A 16,873-nucleotide genomic window follows, 5' to 3' on the forward strand; every position below is an offset into this window, starting at 1 on the left:
CCCCCGCGAATGCGAGGACGAGGAAGGCGCATTACCCCGCCATGGCCAGCGGCGTCGCGCTTTTGTTGGGGATCTGGATGTCGATTTCCAGCGTCGACATCGTCGCGCCGCGATCCATCGAGACCTGGAGGTAATCCTGGTCGATCTGCACATGCCTTGCGATGACCGCCATGATCTCCTCGCGCAGGACGGAGACGAGATCGGGCTGGCCGCGGCTCTGGCGCTCATAGGCGAGCAGCAGCTGCAGCCGCTCGCGCGCTACCGGCGCGCTGGTGCGCCGCTTGAAAAGATCGAGGATGCTCATGCGGCCCTCCTTCCGAGCAGCCGGTCGAGGAAGCCTTTGCGTTCGAAGGGGACGACCACCGGCAGGTCTTCGCCCTCCAGCCGCCGCGCCGCCTCGAGATAGGCTTTGGCGGCGGAATTGAGCGGTTCGGAAAGCGTGACGGGCGAACCGAGGTTGGAGGCCCTGAGCACATCCTGGCTTTCCGGGATGATGCCAAGCAACGGCACCGACAGGATCTCCAGCACGTCGTCGATCGACAGCATCTCGCCGCGCGCGGCGCGCGCTGCGTCATAGCGCGTCACCAGCACATGCTTGGCGACCACCTCGCCCTGCTCGGCCTTCATGGTGCGGGCGTCGAGCAGGCCGATGATGCGGTCGGAATCGCGCACCGACGACACTTCCGGATTGGTGACGATGACCGCCTCGTCGGCGAAGCGCATGGCGAGCTGGGCGCCGCGCTCGATGCCGGCCGGGCTATCGCAGAAGACATAGTCGAAGACCTGGCGCAGCCGCGCGATGACTTCGGCGACGCCCTCCTCGGTCAGCGCATCCTTGTCGCGCGTCTGCGATGCCGGCAATAGATAGAGCGTCTCCAGCCGCTTGTCGCGGATCAGCGCCTGCGAGAGCTTCGCCGAGCCCTGGATGACGTTGACGATGTCGAACACCACGCGGCGCTCGGCGCCCATGATCAGGTCGAGGTTGCGCAAGCCAACGTCGAAATCGACCAGCGCCACCTTCTTGCCGGTCTTGGCAACGGCGGCGCCGAGCGCGGCCGTCGAGGTCGTCTTGCCGACGCCTCCCTTGCCCGAGGTGACCACGACTACCTTGCCCATATATCCAGCCTCCGTTGGCGGTTTTTATTCTCTGGCCGTGCCTGTCACGGCGGATCAGTTCTTTGTCAGGTACATGTTGTTTCCCACACGCACTTGAACTCTCGCACGCGAAACCGGTCCGAAGCTTGCGCCGCCGAACTAGCCGAGCGGCAGCACGCAAAGCGCATCGTTTTCGAGGAAAGCCTGCACCGCCTTGCCGCGCGAGGTGCCTTCCATCTCTTCCGCCGTCGTGTACCAGCCGTCGATGGCGAGCAGCTCCGCCTCGTTCTTGCGGCAGAAGATGCGCGCCGAAATATTGCCTTCCGAGCCGGCGACCGCGCGGCCGCGCAGCGTGCCATAGACATGGATCGAGCCGCCGGCGACAATCTCCGAGCCGGAGGCGACAGAGCCCAGCACGATGACATCGCCATGCGGATGAAAGACCGACTGTCCCGAACGGATCGGCGCCTTGATCATCAGCGTGCCGGCGCCGGACTCCAGCCGCACCGGTTCGGCGCCCTGCCCTGATTTTGCCGCTTGCGCGGGCTCGATCCTGACCGCTTCGAGCCTTGCCAGTTCCGGATCGACCGGCTCATCGCCGGACATCTCTTCCTGGAAAACCTGAGCATGCTCTTCCTGCGAAACCTCGGCCTGCGCCGTGTCTTGAACAGCTTCGGCCAGCCCCTCGGCGGTGGCCTCGAGCTCCTCGGCGCGCGCCTTGCGCCCGGCCCGTCCGAGCAGACCCTCGGCCGTCGCCTCCTTGGCGCCGGCCAGCAGCGGCGGCAGGTCGGGCCCGAGTTCGGCGCCTTCGAGCTCGATGGCATAGACGCGGATGCCGCGCCGGGCGAGCGTGCCGACCAGGGCGGCGATCTCTTCCGGCCCCGGCTGCAACATGTTCAGATCCAGCACCACCGGCCGCCCGGCAAAATAGCCCGGCGAGTTGCCGATCCAGCGGTCGAGCCCCTCCAGCCAATCGGCGATCGGCGCCTCCGGCGTCAGCGTGAAAGCGACGAAGGAGCGGGCGCGAAAACGGATGGATTTGTTCTGCAAAGGGGCGGCGAAGGTCACGACCAGGCGAATCCTTACTCAATGGTTAAAGGGTGCCCGGGCAATGGTTAACAAAAGGTTAATTTTGGCGATTGGCGCCGTTAACAGCTGACATGGCTAATGTTTGTGGCGAGCCGGTCACAGGGGGCCGCACCCACCGGAACCGCGCCAATATTGGCGAGCGTAAGACATCTCTGGATTACGCCAGATCGAGGACCGCTGCCCAATCGAAGCTAATCCAACTCCGGACAAAAACCATGTGTTGCCGCCCAAGGATACTTGCGCAACGTTTTGTCCTGCGCAATGTTGAAGCCGGGATGGGGGACGGCATGTACTACAATCAAGAAAGCAATGGGCGCACGGCCAGACGGGGTGCCGGGTTCGGCGTGGCGTTGTTGGCAAGCCTTTGTCTTGCGGGATGCACCACAACCTCGACAGCCGCCAGGGATGACTGGCAAACCAAGTCGACCGCTCCCGGGCTAGCCAAGGCAATGGAGCTAAATGGCTTCATGCCGAGGACCTTGGATTGCCGCTTCGACAACACGACGCCAGGCAGCCAAACATACGGATCGCGTTTCACCTGGAAGCCGACTCCGAGAAACAGGCGCTGGGAGTGGGAGGTCGGCAATCAGGCGTACCTCGCAAGCGATCAAATCAGATTGCAACGAAAAGGTCTTCACCGCGTATCCCGCAAGATCGTTCGCGACCCCGGCAGCGGCCAGACAATCGAGTGCGCGATCTGGTCGAACTAGACACGTCCAAACGCGGCGGCGCAGGTGCGAGAAGCGTTGTACGAGTTGGCGCGCCGCCTACCCTTCCCCGTCCTTAAGCGCCTTCGCCTCCCTGACAAGCGACGGCCAGTTCAGCCCGACAAAGTGGATGAGTTCAAGCGCTTGGGCTTCGGTGATGCCGATCTGCTGCACCAGTCTCCTGACGATCTCGTCAAGTGTCGGCTGGTTGTTGTGACTCTCCATTTGAGCTTCCCCTTTTGGCGCTCAAACTCTCTCATTTGACAATGGTTCCGGTGGCAGGCGGGCTAAATGAGCACGCGATGGAATCGCGCCGATGCGGCAGGACAGCCCGCTCAATCCCCTGCCATACAGGTCGGGGCGCCCAGGACACTCGCCGGCGTTTGGCGCCGTTTCTTGCCGATGGTAACACGCATCGCCGCTGGCCTGATGCTTGAGGGCCAGGCCCCATGGGCCGGCTAATGCACGAGCAGTTGCGTCACCTCGTAGGTCCACACCCGAAAGCCTTTCAGCACGTGCGGGCCGAAGGAGTTGATGAGCGGGATGTCGGCGGCGTCGCGGCCGCGCGCGACCAGGATGCGGCCGATCCTGGGCTTGTTGTTGCGCGGGTCGAAAGTGTGCCAGGCGCCGTCGAGGTAGACTTCGATCCAGGCGCTGAAATCCATCGGGTCGACCACCGGCACGCCGATGTCGCCGAGATGGCCGTTGACGTAGCGGGCGGGGATGTTGAGGCAGCGGCAGAACGTCACCGCCAGATGGGCGAAGTCGCGGCAGACGCCGACGCGCTCCTGGTAGGCCTCGAAGGCCGTGCGCGTCGCCCGCGCCTGCATGTAGTCGAACTCGATATGGTTGTGGACGAAATCGCAGACCGCCTGCACGCGGCCCCAGCCCGGCGCGATCTTGCCGAAGATATCCCAGGCCGTCTGGCTCAGCCGGTCGGTCTCGCAATAGCGGCTGCCCAGGAGATAGACCAGGCAATCGTCCGGCAGATCTTGTACGGCGATTTCGCGGGCCATCGGCAATTGCCTGTCCGGTTGGCCGTCGTCCTCGATCGTCGCGTCGCCCCACATGGTCATGTCGCCCGCCGGCGCGACCAACCGCCGGCAGCGGTTGCCGAACAGATCGCGATAGGTGGACGTCGCGACCTCAGGCGTGATGAACAGGGTTTCGGGAACCCGGATATCCGCCGCGCGGTCTTGATGCACCGACAGCAGGCAGACCAGAGCGGTCGGTTGCGGGCAGGTGAGCGTAATCTCGTAGCCGTAGCGGATGAGCATCTTTTACGGTTACCTGAAATCGGCGGCGGTGAGCGTGTAGGAATCGTGGCGTCCGCGCGCATAGGCCTTGCTGGCGACGCGTTCGATCGACCCGCGCTGGGCGTCGAAGGCCGAAAGATATGTCGCCTCTGCAGTGCCCTTGCCGTTGGGCGCGACGCCGGATCGCGCCAGCGCTTCTGCCTCGACGAAGAAGCGGACCTTGAACATGCCGTCATGGGCGATGAAGCAGACGGCGTTGCGCGCTTCATCGAAGCTGCGGCTGGGGTTTGGAAAAGCAAGGGTCATGAGCAGCGAACCTGTGTTTGAGAAGGGGCGCGAGGCAACGGGCGCTCGGCGCTCCATTCACTTTGGCGCCTTGTGTTGCAAAGGTTGAGCGACAGCATGGATTGCGTCGCGTCGTCGCGCGTCAGGCCGATCATGACCGCGCCGTCGACATGCGCCGGAATGCCGCTGAAGACGTGATAGACGGTCCAGGAGCGGTCAGCCTCGACGCGTCGGCCATATTGACGGTCACGGAAGTCGCGCCTCGGGGCGCTTTCGCAATCCAACGTGCGCGATCCGGCGGCGCCGGCCCATTCGACGATGCTGTTGCCGGCGATGATGCTGTTGGCGTTCACGCTGTCGGCCCCTCCTGCCCGCTTGCGCCGCGATGGCGCCGCGGTAGAGCATCGCGCCGTCGGCGCCGGTGATCAACACGGCGTCCGGCTGTTGCGGCATCTCCAGCGTCGTTGCCAGAAGCCGCGCGATCTCGATGGCGTCATCGACGTCGGCTGCCAACGCCATCTCGCGGCCGACGACGGCCTGCGCGTCGTCCGCGGCGCGGGTGCGATAGAATTCGATCACGATCTTCATCGCGAGCGCGCCTGTGCGCCGGCCTCAGCCCTTGCCCTTGCCTTTACCCGGGCCGCCTTGGCCGGCGGCGCTTTGATCTGGGCGCCGAAGCCGGTCTCAGGCTTGGCCAGAGCTTTTTCCTGCTTCGGCTTCCTGGTTTCGCGGTTCGACCGCTGCTGTCCCTTGGCCATGTCCGAACGTCCTTTCGATGAGAGCTATGCCTTCGTCCGGCGCCGAAATGTCGACGCGTTCCAAACTGTCTTCGGTCACCACGCGGTCATAGGGCTCGCCCTCGCTGCGGATACGGTATTGCGGCGAGGCGCCCTTCGGCGGCAGCGTGCCGGTGACCCGGTAGATTTCGCCGGTCTTCGGACCGGTGCCAAAACCGCCCTTCAGGCGAACCGTTTGTCCGACGTCGAACAGACGCTGCGGGGCTCCGTGCTGGATGGGGCGGGCCTTGCGTTGCATGAGGCTTGTCATGATTGTCTCCGGTCTTTTTCGAGCGCGGCTTCGAGCGAGGCCGCGTCGATCGGCACCATTTGCCGCGTGAGCTCCGTCGCGGAGATTGCCGGCAGGTGAATGAATGTGGCGACGCGACGCCATGCGACGCGCGAGGCCCCTTCCAGGGGCTCCTCGTCGAGGTCGACGCGGTAGTCTCCGAGCGGCTGCGGCGCATCGAAGCCCGGCAGCGCAAACGCCGCGTTGAAGCGAACGGCGGTCGGCGTGGTGCGCTTGGTCATGGTTGCCGCTTTCCGTGGGAAAAGCGCTTGCGCCTTTCCGCCTCATTGCCGTCGAACCGCTGGAACGACCTGCCGGGCTGCCAGTACATCCGTGGTCAGCGCCAGTGTCATTCCAGGGTCCGAACGAAGCGAACCGCCGCGCCGGGTGGCGCCATGCATTCGCTATCGAGAATTCGGAAAGGGATGGCGAGGCTCCGACGGGGCGAAAGCCAACTCGACCAAATCAACGAGCTTTTTGTATGCGCCTAAATTACGTTTATAACAAGCTGGCTTTGGGCTTTTATTTTTTATCGTCAAATAAAATTCTGGTTTTTCAGCATGAAAATCCAAAATAGTTCAGGAAAATATCTTAGGTATTTTCTACTTCGCCCGTATAAGTTCAGCCGGTATTTTTGAAGATCGGGTAATTGTTTTTAGTGCTCCTATCTATGGCATTCAAAGCCGTCTATAAGAGCCATATGACGGCCACGTCGTCAGCCGGCGCGTCGTTCGCTTACAGCCAGCATTGCCCCAACATTCGAGGTCGTATCCATGGCTGAACGGCCTCGCACTTTCGGCAAGTTTGGCGGCGGCGCGCCCGCCGCTGTCGCTACGGTGGCTGTGGGATCGACACGCATGGGCGGTGTGGTGGCGCGCGTCCGGGCAGCACTTGCTTCACACGGGCCGCTCGCCTTGAAGGTTTTTGTGGTGCTGTGGGTTGTTGCCATGCTGGCGTCGGCATTCTTCGTGATGAAGGCCTGAACGATCGGCAATCGTCGGTTGGCGCAACCGAGAAGGAATGCCTCAATGGCAAAGCGCTACGCGTTGCGGCTGGAGAAGCCGAACAGTTGGACCGTCTTCGACATCTTCACCGGTCAGCCCGCCGAGGCCGGGCACAAGATCATGGTCGGCATCAGGACACGACGGGCGGAAAAGATGCTCGCGCAATTGAACGAGCAGGACGACAGGCGGCGGCAGGAGACCGGACGAGCGATCTGATAAAGCGCATTGGAATTTTGCCGGCGAAGTCGCCCTGCGATCATTTCATGTGAAAGGACAACAACAATGAGAGACATGAAAACCCCGGACCCCGCGCCCTTCGCGATCAAACCGCCATACAAAGCGTCAAAAGCCAAGTCTGCGCGACTGGCGATCCGGCATGACGAAGACGCAAGACGCAAGGTCGCCGATACGGATGGCACCGTGCGACGCGCGCGCGTGCTCGCGGAACGCAACCGCCTGATCTGAGGCGCCGATCGGCGAACGGCACATCACCACGACGCCCCTGCGGGAACCCGTAAGGCATCACTGAAGTCCTTGCGTTGCGACGCTGGTCCGAGCGTGACTCTACCGCGCTGTCGCCTTTATAGATTGGGCTCCTGCCTCGATACGGAGCCTACCAGCGTGCGCGACGACCGATCCCTCATCCCTGCGCTCCGCGCCGCCTTGCCCAACGCCATTGTCTGGGACGCCACGGAACTCGCCACCCGCGATCCCGGATTCGACGCCCGCAATTTCGGCGCCTCCGCCCTGGTGCGCCCCACGGGTATCGCAGGCGTCGCGGCGCTGGTGAAATTCTGCTTCGAACGCGGCATCGGGCTGGTCGCCCAGGGTGGGCGCACGGGGTTGGCGGGCGGAGCGGCGACGTCCGCCGGTCAGATTATCTGCGATCTCGGCGGGCTGAACCACATCGAGGAGATCGACCCGTTCGCGCGCGTGGCGATCGTCCAGGCCGGCGCAACGCTTGGGCTTCTGCAGGAAGCGGCGGCGGTGCATGGGCTCGACCCCGGCATCGACCTTGCAGCGCGCGGCAGCGCCACCATCGGCGGCATGGTGTCCACCAATGCCGGCGGCATCCTGGCGTTTCGCAACGGCACGATGCGCCACCGCGTGCTGGGTCTCGAGGCCGTACTGCCGGACGGGCGCGTCTTTTGCGACCTCACCCGGGTGCTGAAGACCAGCGCCGGCTATGACCTGAAGCATCTGTTCATCGGCGCGGAGGGCACGCTCGGCATCGTCACCCGCGTGGCGCTCAGGCTCGACCCGATGGCAGGCGCAAGCGCCACCGCCCTGGTCGGCGTGCCGGATGCGGCAAGCGCGCAGCGCATTGTGCGGTATTTCCTCGGCCAGACCGGCACGCGGCTTGGCGCCGCCGAGATCCTGTGGCGCAATTTTGCGGCGCTGATGCAACGGGCGCTGGGCTATACGTCCGGGCAATTGCCGCTCGATGCGCCATGCCTGCTGGTGCTGGGCCTCGGCGCCGACAGGGTGGAGGCGGCGCGCGGCGCGTTGGAGGACGGGCTGGCGGCGATCTGGGAAGAGGCCGGCATCATCGACGGGCTGGTCGCGAGTTCCGAAGCCCAGGCCGCCACGATATGGCGGCTGCGCGAGGAAACAGAGCAGATCGAGCGCGCGCACCATCTGCCTGAGTCCTTCGACGTGTCGGTGCCCGGCGGCGCACTGGACGCCTATGTGGCGCGCATCGAGGCCGGGCTGAAGAAGCTCGACACTTCCTATGCCCCTTACGTCTTCGGCCATCTCGCCGACGGCAATCTGCACATCTCCATCAACGCCGACGGGCCGCTGCCGCCCGAGCGGCACAAGGCGGTCGAGGACGTGCTCTATGAGGGGCTGGTGGCGGCCGGCGGCTCGTTCTCGGCCGAGCATGGCGTGGGGCTGGAAAAGCGCGCGGCCTATGAACGCCACGCCGATCCGGTGAAGCGGGACTTGGCGAGGATGATCAAAGAGATGATCGATCCGGGTAATGTGATGAATCCGGGGAAAGTCGTGGCCAGATAGATCGAGTGCTCCCGGCATCTATTTCGGAACATCCGCTCCGACAAACGCCAGCAGCGGGGCGAAATCGTGATTGTCGGCGGCCTTGAGAGCCGCGATGTAGGCGGCACGTCGATCATTCATTTTCTGAAGATCCGCCCCGGCAGTCCAGTCGATAGGCCCAACAGCATGGATCCGGTCGAGCACGACATCCGCCATGATCCGTGCGTGACGTCCATTGCCGTTCACGAAGGTATGGACCCATACAAGGCGGTGATGCAGCCGCGCCGCCAATTCGACAGGATGATAGGTTTGGTGATCCGCCCAATAACGTGCGTCGTCCATCGCGCCACGTAGTTGCACGGCAATCTGCGCCGGATCGACGCCAATGTTCTTGCCGGTCATTCTGAGAGAACCCGCCCAACTCCAGACTTCGCCGAAGAGACGGCGATGAAGTTCGATGGCGAAGACATCCGTCAGGACGTCCCGCGGCCGCATCCGGCCCAGCCATTGCAAGCCCGATGCAATGTTTGCCTGCTCAAGCTCGTCCAGTTCGCCCTGTGTGGTTATGTGTTTGTGCTTGAGCCCGCCAAGCTCATTGGGATCGAGAGGCGTCGCACCCTCGGGATAGTCGAGCTTGACGACCAAAGGTCAATTGTCCCGCCAGAAATCGGAAGGCATGTCGTGGACGAGATCGCGCGTGAGGCGTGCAATCTCCTGTTCCGTGCGATTGTCGGACACGGTCTGGTTCTCAAGAGCCATATGCCGGCCGGCAGCGCCAATGACAGCTTGAGCTTTTTTTCGCGCCTGCTGGATGATGACGTTCTCGATGCTGCCCGGCGGTTCGAAGGCATAAACAAACCGACAACCCATGGCCTCGGCCGCGGCTTGCATGGACTTCAATGTGATACCGCCGTCCAGTTCGGCATGCTCCGCCTGCGCGATGCGCGCGCGCGTCAAATTCATCCGTCGGCCAAGCTCGGCGCCGGACATGCCGAGCGCCTTGCGCACCGTGCGGATCCAACCTTCCGGAGGGATCTCGATATTACTGCTCTGGGCGAGGTCCACTTTCGCCTGATATTGTCTGAGAACGGCTTGCCTGACACTCATCGTAAACTCTTACATTGACGTTTTGAGGAATTTTGTCAATATTAAGATATACAATTATGACACACACGTCAATCTTTATATTGACGTCACTGCCACCAACTCGGTGTATCGTCGCACCTTCCCGTCCAGTCCGCGAATGCGCCAAATCTCTCCGTCCCGTCCCTCGATGTGGCTCGCGGCCAGCGGCACCTTGCCGCCGCCGTCGGGGAGATCGATGACATAGGTCGGGTTGCAGATGCCGGAGAGGCGCTGGCGCAATTCAGCGACCAGCGCCTGGCCTTCGGCGATTGTGGTGCGGCGGTGCGCCATGCCGCGCGCGAGGTCGCCGTGATGCAGGTAATAGGGTTTGACGCCCAACCGGTACATCAGCTCGCGGCAAAGCTCCTCCAGCACCTCGACCTTATCGTTGACGCCCTTGAGCAGGACGCTTTGGTTGAGCAGCACGAAGCCGGCCAGCCGCATCGTGCGGCAGGCAGCCTCGGTGGCTTCAGTGATTTCTCGCGGATGATTGAAGTGGGTCACCACCGTGACCATCAGCCGGCCCTGCAGCGCCTCGACCAGCCCGGCGGTGATGCGCGACGGCAGTGCCACCGGCACGCGGGTGTGGATGCGCAACAGCCGCAGATGCGGGATAGCCTCCAGCCTGGCGCGGATTTCGGCAAGTGCTGAGTCAGGCAGCGACAGCGGATCGCCACCGGTCAGGATCACCTCGCGGATTTCGGGGTGCTGGGCGATATAAGCCAGCGCCGGCTCCAGCGCCTCGCTTGTATAGCCGCGGCCGATCGATGTCAGCGATTCCTTGCGGAAGCAGAAACGGCAATAGACGGCGCACTGATAGGTCGGAAACAGAAGCACGCGGTCGGCATGACGGTGCGTCAGCCTGGGCGCCGGGCTGAAGGCATGGTCGCCGATCGGGTCGTCGAGCTCGCCCTCGGCCGCGACGAGTTCGTCCGGCGACGGGATGACCTGGGCGCGGATCGGGTCGTTGGGGTCGCTCCAGTCGATCAGGTCGAGATAGGGTTTTGGCACGCGCACCTTGTGGGCCGCGGCGGCAGCCTGCGCAGCGTCACGCTCGGCGGGCGAGAGCGGCAGCGAGGCCAGGTCGCGAACATGGCGCACGCCGGCGCGGACATCGTCCTGCCAGGTGGGCTCGGGGGTCGTGGCTGGTTGTTTGAAGTCGGTGGTCATTTGAAGCTCGGAAGATGTTTGCGCGCGGTATCGGCTGGATGGCGCGTATGGTCAACCGTTGGCTTGCTGCTCGTCCTGACACACCGAGCTCCCGCCCACCCCCTCACCTTTCGAACTTCGCGATCGCTTCCGCCGTGACCGGTGTGAAGAAATTCACCAGATTGCCGTCCGGATCGCGAAACAAAAGCGAGCGGTTGCCCCACGGCATGGTGGTGGGTTCCTGCACCAGCGCTTCCCCCAACTGCCCGGCGAGCCGGCGATAGTCCGCGTCGACGTCGGCGACGCGGAACTCGATGATCGCTGTATGGTTCGCAGCCGGGCTCGCCACGTGATCGCCGCCGAAGAGCTTGAGTGTGCGCGTGCTGCCGATCGCCAGCGTGCCCGCCGCGGTGATGAGTTCGGCGAAATCCTCGGTGTAGAGCGTGAGCTGAACGCCCGTCGCCGTCGCATAGAAGTCGACGAGCCTTTTGACATCGGCGGTGATGATGCGGGTTGAAACGAAATTCATTGAGTCTTCTCCATGTGTTGGCCGCGGAGTCTTCTCCGTCGGCGGCCGCGCCGGCTCAGGCGCCGTATCCGACTTGTGGAGCAACCCTGCTGCCACCATAGTGGCAACAGGAGACATGCCGTGCGCCGCGCCGACCGATTGTTCCAGATCATCCAGATCCTGCGCCGCTCGACCCTGCCGATCACCGCGAGCCAGATCGCCGAGGAACTCGAGACCTCGCGGCGCTCGGTCTATCGCGACATCGCCGACCTCGTCGGGCAGCGCGTGCCGATCCGGGGCGAAGCCGGCCTCGGCTATGTGCTGGACAGCGATTACGACATGCCGCCGCTGATGCTGACGCCGGACGAGTTGGAGGCGGCGGTGCTCGGCGCGCAATGGGTGGCCGACAAAGGCGACCCCGTGCTGGCGAGTGCTGCGCGCGACTTGATCGCCAAGATCGCCACCGTAGTGCCCGAGCGGCTGCGCCCCTTCGTCAGCCAGCCAAGCGTCGGCACACCGCTTGGCCGCAAAAACCTGCCCGACGGGCTGGACATCGCGCAGGCGCGGGCATCGATCCGCAAAGGCCACAAGATCCGCATCCGCTACCGCAACGAAACCGGCGAAGAGAGCGAGCGCGTGATCTGGCCGACGATGATCGGTTATGCCGAGACTGTGCGGCTGCTCGCCGCCTGGTGCGAACTGCGCCAGGATTTTCGCCATTTCCGCACCGACCGCATCGATGCCGCCGAATTCATCGAGGAGCGTATCGGTTGCCGTCCAGGCGAGCTGCGCAGCCGCTGGAAACGGCATATGCAGGCACAGGGCCTGCGCCTACCCTGACACTTTAAATATCCGCATAGATCTCCAGCACATTGCCATCGGGATCGCGGAAGAACACTGTCCGGTGGCCCCAGGGCTGGTCGGCCGGTTCCATCTCGATCGCAATGCCGGCTGCGCGCAGCGCCTCGGCGCATTGATCGACCTCGCCGGGCGTCACACGAAAGGCGAGCTGCAGCGACAGCGCGCCTTGCGGTGTCGGCGCATCGTTGAACATCACGCCGCGTTCGGTCAGCGCCAGAAGGCAGGCGCCGACCTGGTAGGCGATCCAGGCTTCGCCAAGGCTCGAATGGATGGGGAAGCCCATCACGTCCTGGTAGAAGCGGCGCATCTTCTTCATGTCGCGGACGAAGATGACCGTGTAGTCGATGTTCCTGATGTTTTTCAGCGCATTCATTGCGGGATTCCTGGCTGGCCGGCCGCGACACGAAGCGACCGGGTGTTGTTCGATGCAGCATCCCGTTTATACTGGTAGTCAGGTGGTACAAGATGGGCGGCAGTGCTGGTAGCGCCGCTACCACCGTCGGGGGCAAACATGCTGGAACGAACCGCCGAGACGGACAGGCGCAAGGAGCTCGGGCGCTTCCTGCGCGCCATGCGCGAGCGCGTCGCGCCGGCGCGGCACGGCCTCAGCACCGGCATGCGCCGGCGCGCCACCGGACTGCTGCGCGAGGAGGTGGCGCTGCTCGCGGGCATCAGCGCCACCTGGTACACCTGGCTGGAACAGGGCCGCGAGGCGAACCCATCGGCGCCGGTGCTGAGCGCGCTCGCCGATGTGCTGAAGCTGATGCCGGTCGAGCGCGAGCATCTGTTCAAGCTCGCCAAGCCGGAGTGGCTGCCCGAAATGCGACGCGAAGACCGCTTGCCCGATCCGCGCCTTGCCGATCTGCTTGCCGCGCTCTCGCCCAACCCGGCCTATGCGCTCAACCGCGCCTGGGATTTCGTCGGCTGGAACGACGAGGCGGCAAATCTGTTCGGCGGCTTCGATCCGGCGGATCCGGCAAGGCGCAACCTGCTTGCACGGCTGTTCCTCGATCCGGCCTGGCGAGCGCTGTTCGCCGACTGGGACGTGGTGTCGCGCTCGTCGATCGCGCAATTCCGCGCCGCGACCGTCGGCTTCGCCGCGGTGCCCGACATCCGCGCCGTGCTCGACCCGCTCAAGGCGCTGAGCGCGGACTTCGCGCGGCTATGGGCAGAGATGCGGGTCGAGGAAGCGCCGATCTGGTCGAAGGGGCTGGTCGGGCCAAGCGGCGAGATCGTGACCTATGATTATTTTATGCTGACGCCGGCGGGCGTGGGCAAGGACATGACGGTCAGCCTTTATCGGAAACGTGGGTAGGCCGTTCAGATACTGATTCCGGAACCGGTGCTAGCCTGCTGTTCGACTATGCTTTTCGACGCACATGACTAGGAAAGCTGGCGTTCCTTCGCGCCCCCCTCTGTCCTGCCGGACATCTCCCCCACGAGGGGGAGATTGGCTGTTTCGCGGCTTTCGCCAATCGCCAACGTTGTCGAGATGGCTGGGCGCCAGACCTGCTGATCTCCCCAAGTGGGGGAGATGTCCGGCAGGACAGAGGGGGGCGCCGTAGAGTGCATACGAGACTCGTTGGCAGCCTCCTGCCCCGACCTTCGCAGCAATCGACCCACGCGATCTTTTCAGGCAATCTGCCGTCGGCCGGCGATCATGGGGAGATGATCCGCCACCCAAGGGAGGACAGCCATGACCGACAAACCGGCGCTGCCGCGCTATGAGGATGCCGTTCAGCGTTTCCGCATCGAGGACGAGATCGCACGCTTGCACGGTGATCCGGCGCACGGCGTCAACGCCTATGTCGAGTGCTGCGGCCGCTACACCGGCGCGAACCGGCTGGCGCTGCGCGCGATCTTGGCCGCTGGAGAAGTGCGCGAATTCAGCTTCGACGACCTCGCCGATCTATCGGGCCGTGTCGGCAATCTGCTGAAGGACCTTGGCGTGCGCCCCGGCGACGTCGTGGCCGGCATGCTGCCGCGCATTCCCGAGCTAGTGGCGCTGGTCCTCGGCACATGGCGCGTCGGCGCGGTCTACCAGCCCTTGTTCACCGCTTTCGGCCCGAAGGCGATCGAGCATCGGCTGAGCTACAGCAAAGCCAGGCTGGTGGTGACCAACCCGGCCAACCGCGGCAAGCTCGACGAGGTGGAGAACCATCCGAGCGTCGCCACCATCCTCGGCGCCGGCGACACCCTGCCGCAAGGCGACATCGATTTTCGCGCAGCCCTTGCCGCCGCCTCCCCCGACTGCGCGCCTGTCATGCGCAAGGGCTCGGACCTGTTCATGATGATGTCGACCTCCGGCACGACCGGCCATCCGAAAGGCGTGCCGGTGCCGCTCAGCGCGCTGCTTGCCTTCGGCGCCTATATGCGCCACGCGATCGGGTTGCGGCCCGACGATGTGTTCTGGAACATCGCCGATCCCGGCTGGGCCTACGGGCTCTATTACGCCATCACCGGCCCCTTGCAGCTCGGCATCGCCACCACCTTCTACGAAGGCGCCTTCAACGCCAAATCGACCTACGACATCATCGAGCGTCTAGGCGTCACCAGCCTTGCCGGCTCGCCCACCGCCTTTCGCCTGCTGATGGCGGAAGGGCCCGAAGCGGCGACGCGCGTGAAAGGCAGGCTGCGCGTGGTGAGCAGCGCCGGCGAGCCGCTCAACCCGGAAGTGATCCGCTGGTTCGACACCAACCTCGCTGTTCCGATCCACGACCATTACGGCCAGACCGAGAACGGCATGATGGTCAACAACCATCACGGGCTGGCGCACCGTGTCCGAGCCGGCTCGGCGGGCTTTGCCATGCCGGGCTATCGCATGGTGGTGCTGGACGAGGCGGGCAACGAGCTCGGACCCAACCAGCCGGGCGTGCTTGCCGTCGACATCGCGCGGTCGCCGCTGCGCTGGTTCGACGGCTATCATGCGGCTGAGACACCGGCGATCGCCGGCGGCTATTACCGCACCGGCGACACGGTGGAATATGAGCCGGACGGCTCGGTCTCCTTCATCGGCCGCGCCGACGACGTCATCACCTCGGCCGGCTACCGCATCGGGCCCTTCGACGTGGAGAGCGCGCTGATCGAGCATCCGGCGGTCAACGAGGCGGCGGTGGTCGGCGTGCCCGACCCGCAGCGCACCGAGATCGTCAAGGCTTTCGTCGTGCTGGCACCCGCCTTCAAGGGTAGTGATGCGCTTGCCGAGGAGCTCGCCCGGCATGTGAAGAAGCGGCTCTCGGCGCACTCCTACCCGCGCGAGGTCGAGTTCGTGAGCGAACTGCCGAAGACGCCAAGCGGCAAGATCCAGCGGTTCCTGCTGAGGAAGGCGGAGGTGGAGAAGCGCAAGGAGTGAGGTGAGCTAAGCGCGGCAGCTGCTAATCTCCCCCTCGTGGGGGAGATGGCCGGCAGGCCAGAGAGGGGCGCTGTCCCGCCAGCCCATCCAGCTGGCTGCACCGAGCAGTCGAGCTCAAACGTTCAACGCGAGAGCGCCAACGGTTCTCTCGGTAGCAAAGCAGCGTTCCTTCGCGCCCCCTCCGCCCTGCCGGGCATCTCCCCCACGAGGGGGGAGATCGGCAGCTTCGGGCTTGGCGCCATCGGTCTTTATTTGGCCCAAACTTGTCATCAAACATGCTTGAATCATGGGGCAGAATGCTCGCGGGGTTACATCATGCGGTTGGTCTTGACACTTCTCTTGACGCTCTCGGCGAGCGCGGCATATGCGGCTTCGCCGGAGGACGATTATATCGCGGCGCGCGACAAGGCGATGGCCGACATCGCGGCGCAGGAAAGCGCCAACACGGCCATCGAAACCATCGATGCCCAGAACGAGAAAGACCTGGCCGACCTGCAGCGGCGTCTCGCCACCATTCTCGGCCCGCTTCAAGTCAAGGATTTTCCGGCGACCGGCACCATCAACCTGCAAAGCCTCAACGCCTCCGACATCGGCTACGGCATGCTCGACGGATTGCGGTATGCGCAGAGCGATGACGGCCCGAGCATCGTGGCCTCGACACGCGGGCTGACGGAGCGCTGGCTGAAATCCAAGTCGGCCGAGGCTGAGGCGGATTTCAAGCTGCCCGCCGATATCGGCGAGGCGCTGAAGCTCGATGGTTTCTACACCCAGGCCATCGGCAGCGACGCGGCGTTCTCCGGCACGCTCGACTTTGCGTTGAAGAAGCCCGACGGCGCTGACGCGGTGGTCGCCCGTCTCGGCGGCTGGACGCAGGATGTCGGACCGATCTACGACCAGCATGTCGTGGTCGCCGTCGTGAAAGGCGACCGCGTGCTGATCGCCGAGGCGCCTGCATCGCCCGCCGTCCCCAAGATCGCGGCCTGCGATTCGATCTGGGCAGCCGCCGACGTCGCCGCGCAGAAAGCCCAGCAGACCGATCAGGGCACGAACCAGGACGATTCGACCGCCACCGATGCCGGCAACGCCGCCTGGGAAAAGGGCGATGCCGACTACCGCGCCTGCATGGCCCAGCACCTGCCCGGCGACCCGGCCTTCGCGGGATTGCTTGCCCAGGCGCAGGGGTTGGCCGACAGCATGGCGGGGAAATAGGGCGCGGCGTAACCACTGCTGATCTCCCCCTCGTGGGGGAGATGGCCGGCAGGCCAGAGGGGGGCGCTGTCCCGCCAGCCTTCCGGCTTCTGGCTCGTTCTTCCATGTATTGTCGCTGTGCGGCGCACGAAGGCAAATGCAGCGTTCCTTCACGCCCCCTCTGCCCTGCCGGG

24 protein-coding genes are annotated in these 16,873 nt (G+C 64.4%); 9 read left to right on the forward strand and 15 right to left on the reverse strand.

What is annotated here, in order from left to right:
* Positions 1-31: 31 nt before the first annotated feature.
* The 3 genes from minE to minC form a co-directional block, all read right to left on the reverse strand.
* The gene (gene minE, locus ACVDG8_RS05205; RefSeq protein ID WP_371009473.1) at positions 32-304 is read right to left on the reverse strand and encodes a cell division topological specificity factor MinE; all 273 of its coding nucleotides are present in this window, start codon (positions 302-304) and stop codon (positions 32-34) included.
* The gene (minD, locus tag ACVDG8_RS05210; RefSeq protein ID WP_371009471.1) at positions 301-1,116 is read right to left on the reverse strand and encodes a septum site-determining protein MinD; all 816 of its coding nucleotides are present in this window, start codon (positions 1,114-1,116) and stop codon (positions 301-303) included. The genes minE and minD overlap by 4 nt, the downstream gene beginning before the upstream one ends.
* Before the next feature lie 138 nt (positions 1,117-1,254).
* Positions 1,255-2,163: a septum site-determining protein MinC gene (minC, locus tag ACVDG8_RS05215; protein WP_447253745.1), complete on the reverse strand. Its 909-nt coding sequence runs from the start codon at positions 2,161-2,163 to the stop codon at positions 1,255-1,257.
* Between the two features lie 308 nt (positions 2,164-2,471).
* Between minC and ACVDG8_RS05220 the strand changes: the two genes are divergently transcribed.
* Positions 2,472-2,894: a hypothetical protein gene (locus tag ACVDG8_RS05220; RefSeq protein WP_447253746.1), complete on the forward strand. Its 423-nt coding sequence runs from the start codon at positions 2,472-2,474 to the stop codon at positions 2,892-2,894.
* 57 nt (positions 2,895-2,951) lie between these two features.
* Here the strand turns inward: ACVDG8_RS05220 and ACVDG8_RS05225 are convergent, their stop codons facing one another.
* The 7 genes from ACVDG8_RS05225 to ACVDG8_RS05255 form a co-directional block, all read right to left on the reverse strand.
* Entirely contained in the window at positions 2,952-3,116 is a 165-nt protein-coding gene (locus ACVDG8_RS05225; protein WP_447253747.1) for a hypothetical protein, read from the reverse strand.
* A gap of 233 nt (positions 3,117-3,349) precedes the next feature.
* Entirely contained in the window at positions 3,350-4,168 is an 819-nt protein-coding gene (locus ACVDG8_RS05230; RefSeq protein WP_447253748.1) for a transglutaminase-like domain-containing protein, read from the reverse strand.
* Positions 4,169-4,177: 9 nt separating this feature from the next.
* On the reverse strand, positions 4,178-4,453 hold the full coding sequence (locus tag ACVDG8_RS05235) for a DUF1488 domain-containing protein (protein WP_447253749.1): 276 nt from the start codon (positions 4,451-4,453) through the stop codon (positions 4,178-4,180).
* Positions 4,450-4,785 (reverse strand): hypothetical protein, encoded by a 336-nt coding sequence (locus tag ACVDG8_RS05240; RefSeq protein WP_447253750.1) that lies wholly within the window; start codon positions 4,783-4,785, stop codon positions 4,450-4,452. The genes ACVDG8_RS05235 and ACVDG8_RS05240 overlap by 4 nt, the downstream gene beginning before the upstream one ends.
* Positions 4,679-5,020, reverse strand: coding sequence for a hypothetical protein (locus ACVDG8_RS05245; RefSeq protein ID WP_455707894.1), 342 nt, complete (start codon positions 5,018-5,020; stop codon positions 4,679-4,681). Before ACVDG8_RS05245 ends, ACVDG8_RS05240 begins: the two co-directional genes overlap by 107 nt.
* A 96-nt stretch (positions 5,021-5,116) precedes the next feature.
* Complete coding sequence (locus tag ACVDG8_RS05250; RefSeq protein ID WP_447253752.1) at positions 5,117-5,479, reverse strand: hypothetical protein; 363 nt, start codon at positions 5,477-5,479, stop codon at positions 5,117-5,119.
* Positions 5,476-5,739 carry a hypothetical protein gene (locus ACVDG8_RS05255; RefSeq protein ID WP_447253753.1) on the reverse strand — a complete coding sequence of 88 codons (264 nt, stop codon included), beginning with the start codon at positions 5,737-5,739 and terminating at the stop codon, positions 5,476-5,478. Before ACVDG8_RS05255 ends, ACVDG8_RS05250 begins: the two co-directional genes overlap by 4 nt.
* A gap of 531 nt (positions 5,740-6,270) precedes the next feature.
* Here ACVDG8_RS05255 and ACVDG8_RS05260 point away from each other — a divergent pair.
* The 4 genes from ACVDG8_RS05260 (at position 6,271) to ACVDG8_RS05275 (ending at position 8,517) form a co-directional block, all read left to right on the forward strand.
* Positions 6,271-6,480 (forward strand): hypothetical protein, encoded by a 210-nt coding sequence (locus ACVDG8_RS05260; protein WP_447253754.1) that lies wholly within the window; start codon positions 6,271-6,273, stop codon positions 6,478-6,480.
* Positions 6,481-6,525: 45 nt separating this feature from the next.
* A complete protein-coding gene (locus ACVDG8_RS05265; protein ID WP_447253755.1) occupies positions 6,526-6,717 on the forward strand; it encodes a hypothetical protein in 192 nt (63 codons plus the stop codon).
* Positions 6,718-6,792: 75 nt separating this feature from the next.
* The gene (locus tag ACVDG8_RS05270) at positions 6,793-6,966 is read left to right on the forward strand and encodes a hypothetical protein (protein ID WP_447253756.1); all 174 of its coding nucleotides are present in this window, start codon (positions 6,793-6,795) and stop codon (positions 6,964-6,966) included.
* Positions 6,967-7,122: 156 nt separating this feature from the next.
* Positions 7,123-8,517 (forward strand): FAD-binding oxidoreductase, encoded by a 1,395-nt coding sequence (locus ACVDG8_RS05275; RefSeq protein ID WP_447253757.1) that lies wholly within the window; start codon positions 7,123-7,125, stop codon positions 8,515-8,517.
* 18 nt (positions 8,518-8,535) lie between these two features.
* Here the strand turns inward: ACVDG8_RS05275 and ACVDG8_RS05280 are convergent, their stop codons facing one another.
* The 4 genes from ACVDG8_RS05280 to ACVDG8_RS05295 all read right to left on the reverse strand — a co-directional run bounded on the left by ACVDG8_RS05280 (position 8,536) and on the right by ACVDG8_RS05295 (position 11,299).
* Positions 8,536-9,141: a mobile mystery protein B gene (locus ACVDG8_RS05280; protein ID WP_447253758.1), complete on the reverse strand. Its 606-nt coding sequence runs from the start codon at positions 9,139-9,141 to the stop codon at positions 8,536-8,538.
* A gap of 3 nt (positions 9,142-9,144) precedes the next feature.
* On the reverse strand, positions 9,145-9,561 hold the full coding sequence (locus tag ACVDG8_RS05285; RefSeq protein ID WP_455707578.1) for a mobile mystery protein A: 417 nt from the start codon (positions 9,559-9,561) through the stop codon (positions 9,145-9,147).
* A 117-nt stretch (positions 9,562-9,678) separates the two neighbouring features.
* Positions 9,679-10,791 carry a KamA family radical SAM protein gene (locus tag ACVDG8_RS05290; protein WP_447253760.1) on the reverse strand — a complete coding sequence of 371 codons (1,113 nt, stop codon included), beginning with the start codon at positions 10,789-10,791 and terminating at the stop codon, positions 9,679-9,681.
* 103 nt (positions 10,792-10,894) lie between these two features.
* Positions 10,895-11,299 (reverse strand): VOC family protein, encoded by a 405-nt coding sequence (locus ACVDG8_RS05295; RefSeq protein ID WP_447253761.1) that lies wholly within the window; start codon positions 11,297-11,299, stop codon positions 10,895-10,897.
* 120 nt (positions 11,300-11,419) lie between these two features.
* On the opposite strand from ACVDG8_RS05295, the gene ACVDG8_RS05300 reads away from it, so the two are divergent.
* A complete protein-coding gene (locus ACVDG8_RS05300; RefSeq protein WP_447253762.1) occupies positions 11,420-12,118 on the forward strand; it encodes a helix-turn-helix transcriptional regulator in 699 nt (232 codons plus the stop codon).
* 4 nt (positions 12,119-12,122) lie between these two features.
* On the opposite strand, the gene ACVDG8_RS05305 is transcribed toward ACVDG8_RS05300, so the two are convergent.
* Positions 12,123-12,512: a VOC family protein gene (locus ACVDG8_RS05305; RefSeq protein WP_447253763.1), complete on the reverse strand. Its 390-nt coding sequence runs from the start codon at positions 12,510-12,512 to the stop codon at positions 12,123-12,125.
* 138 nt (positions 12,513-12,650) lie between these two features.
* Between ACVDG8_RS05305 and ACVDG8_RS05310 the strand changes: the two genes are divergently transcribed.
* From ACVDG8_RS05310 to ACVDG8_RS05320, 3 genes are all read left to right on the forward strand, one after another.
* On the forward strand, positions 12,651-13,454 hold the full coding sequence (locus ACVDG8_RS05310) for a helix-turn-helix transcriptional regulator (RefSeq protein ID WP_447253764.1): 804 nt from the start codon (positions 12,651-12,653) through the stop codon (positions 13,452-13,454).
* Positions 13,455-13,835: 381 nt separating this feature from the next.
* Positions 13,836-15,491, forward strand: coding sequence for an acyl-CoA synthetase (locus ACVDG8_RS05315; RefSeq protein WP_447253765.1), 1,656 nt, complete (start codon positions 13,836-13,838; stop codon positions 15,489-15,491).
* 315 nt (positions 15,492-15,806) lie between these two features.
* Complete coding sequence (locus tag ACVDG8_RS05320; RefSeq protein ID WP_447253766.1) at positions 15,807-16,700, forward strand: hypothetical protein; 894 nt, start codon at positions 15,807-15,809, stop codon at positions 16,698-16,700.
* The last annotated feature ends 173 nt before the right edge of the window (positions 16,701-16,873 follow it).

This window comes from Mesorhizobium sp. ORM8.1, from assembly GCF_053005525.2.

Bases quoted from the DNA above. Each gene is read 5' to 3' on its own strand.
- ACVDG8_RS05235 (WP_447253749.1), bottom strand. From the start codon at position 4,453: ATGACCCTTGCTTTTCCAAACCCCAGCCGCAGCTTCGATGAAGCGCGC.
- ACVDG8_RS05225 (WP_447253747.1), bottom strand. From the start codon at position 3,116: ATGGAGAGTCACAACAACCAGCCGACACTTGACGAGATCGTCAGGAGA.
- ACVDG8_RS05290 (WP_447253760.1), bottom strand. From the start codon at position 10,791: ATGACCACCGACTTCAAACAACCAGCCACGACCCCCGAGCCCACCTGG.
- minD (WP_371009471.1), bottom strand. From the start codon at position 1,116: ATGGGCAAGGTAGTCGTGGTCACCTCGGGCAAGGGAGGCGTCGGCAAG.
- ACVDG8_RS05265 (WP_447253755.1), top strand. From the start codon at position 6,526: ATGGCAAAGCGCTACGCGTTGCGGCTGGAGAAGCCGAACAGTTGGACC.
- ACVDG8_RS05220 (WP_447253746.1), top strand. From the start codon at position 2,472: ATGTACTACAATCAAGAAAGCAATGGGCGCACGGCCAGACGGGGTGCC.
- ACVDG8_RS05305 (WP_447253763.1), bottom strand. From the start codon at position 12,512: ATGAATGCGCTGAAAAACATCAGGAACATCGACTACACGGTCATCTTC.
- ACVDG8_RS05310 (WP_447253764.1), top strand. From the start codon at position 12,651: ATGCTGGAACGAACCGCCGAGACGGACAGGCGCAAGGAGCTCGGGCGC.
- minE (WP_371009473.1), bottom strand. From the start codon at position 304: ATGAGCATCCTCGATCTTTTCAAGCGGCGCACCAGCGCGCCGGTAGCG.
- ACVDG8_RS05295 (WP_447253761.1), bottom strand. From the start codon at position 11,299: ATGAATTTCGTTTCAACCCGCATCATCACCGCCGATGTCAAAAGGCTC.
- ACVDG8_RS05250 (WP_447253752.1), bottom strand. From the start codon at position 5,479: ATGACAAGCCTCATGCAACGCAAGGCCCGCCCCATCCAGCACGGAGCC.
- ACVDG8_RS05320 (WP_447253766.1), top strand. From the start codon at position 15,807: ATGCGGTTGGTCTTGACACTTCTCTTGACGCTCTCGGCGAGCGCGGCA.
- ACVDG8_RS05315 (WP_447253765.1), top strand. From the start codon at position 13,836: ATGACCGACAAACCGGCGCTGCCGCGCTATGAGGATGCCGTTCAGCGT.
- ACVDG8_RS05230 (WP_447253748.1), bottom strand. From the start codon at position 4,168: ATGCTCATCCGCTACGGCTACGAGATTACGCTCACCTGCCCGCAACCG.
- ACVDG8_RS05255 (WP_447253753.1), bottom strand. From the start codon at position 5,739: ATGACCAAGCGCACCACGCCGACCGCCGTTCGCTTCAACGCGGCGTTT.
- ACVDG8_RS05270 (WP_447253756.1), top strand. From the start codon at position 6,793: ATGAAAACCCCGGACCCCGCGCCCTTCGCGATCAAACCGCCATACAAA.
- ACVDG8_RS05260 (WP_447253754.1), top strand. From the start codon at position 6,271: ATGGCTGAACGGCCTCGCACTTTCGGCAAGTTTGGCGGCGGCGCGCCC.
- ACVDG8_RS05245 (WP_455707894.1), bottom strand. From the start codon at position 5,020: ATGAAGATCGTGATCGAATTCTATCGCACCCGCGCCGCGGACGACGCG.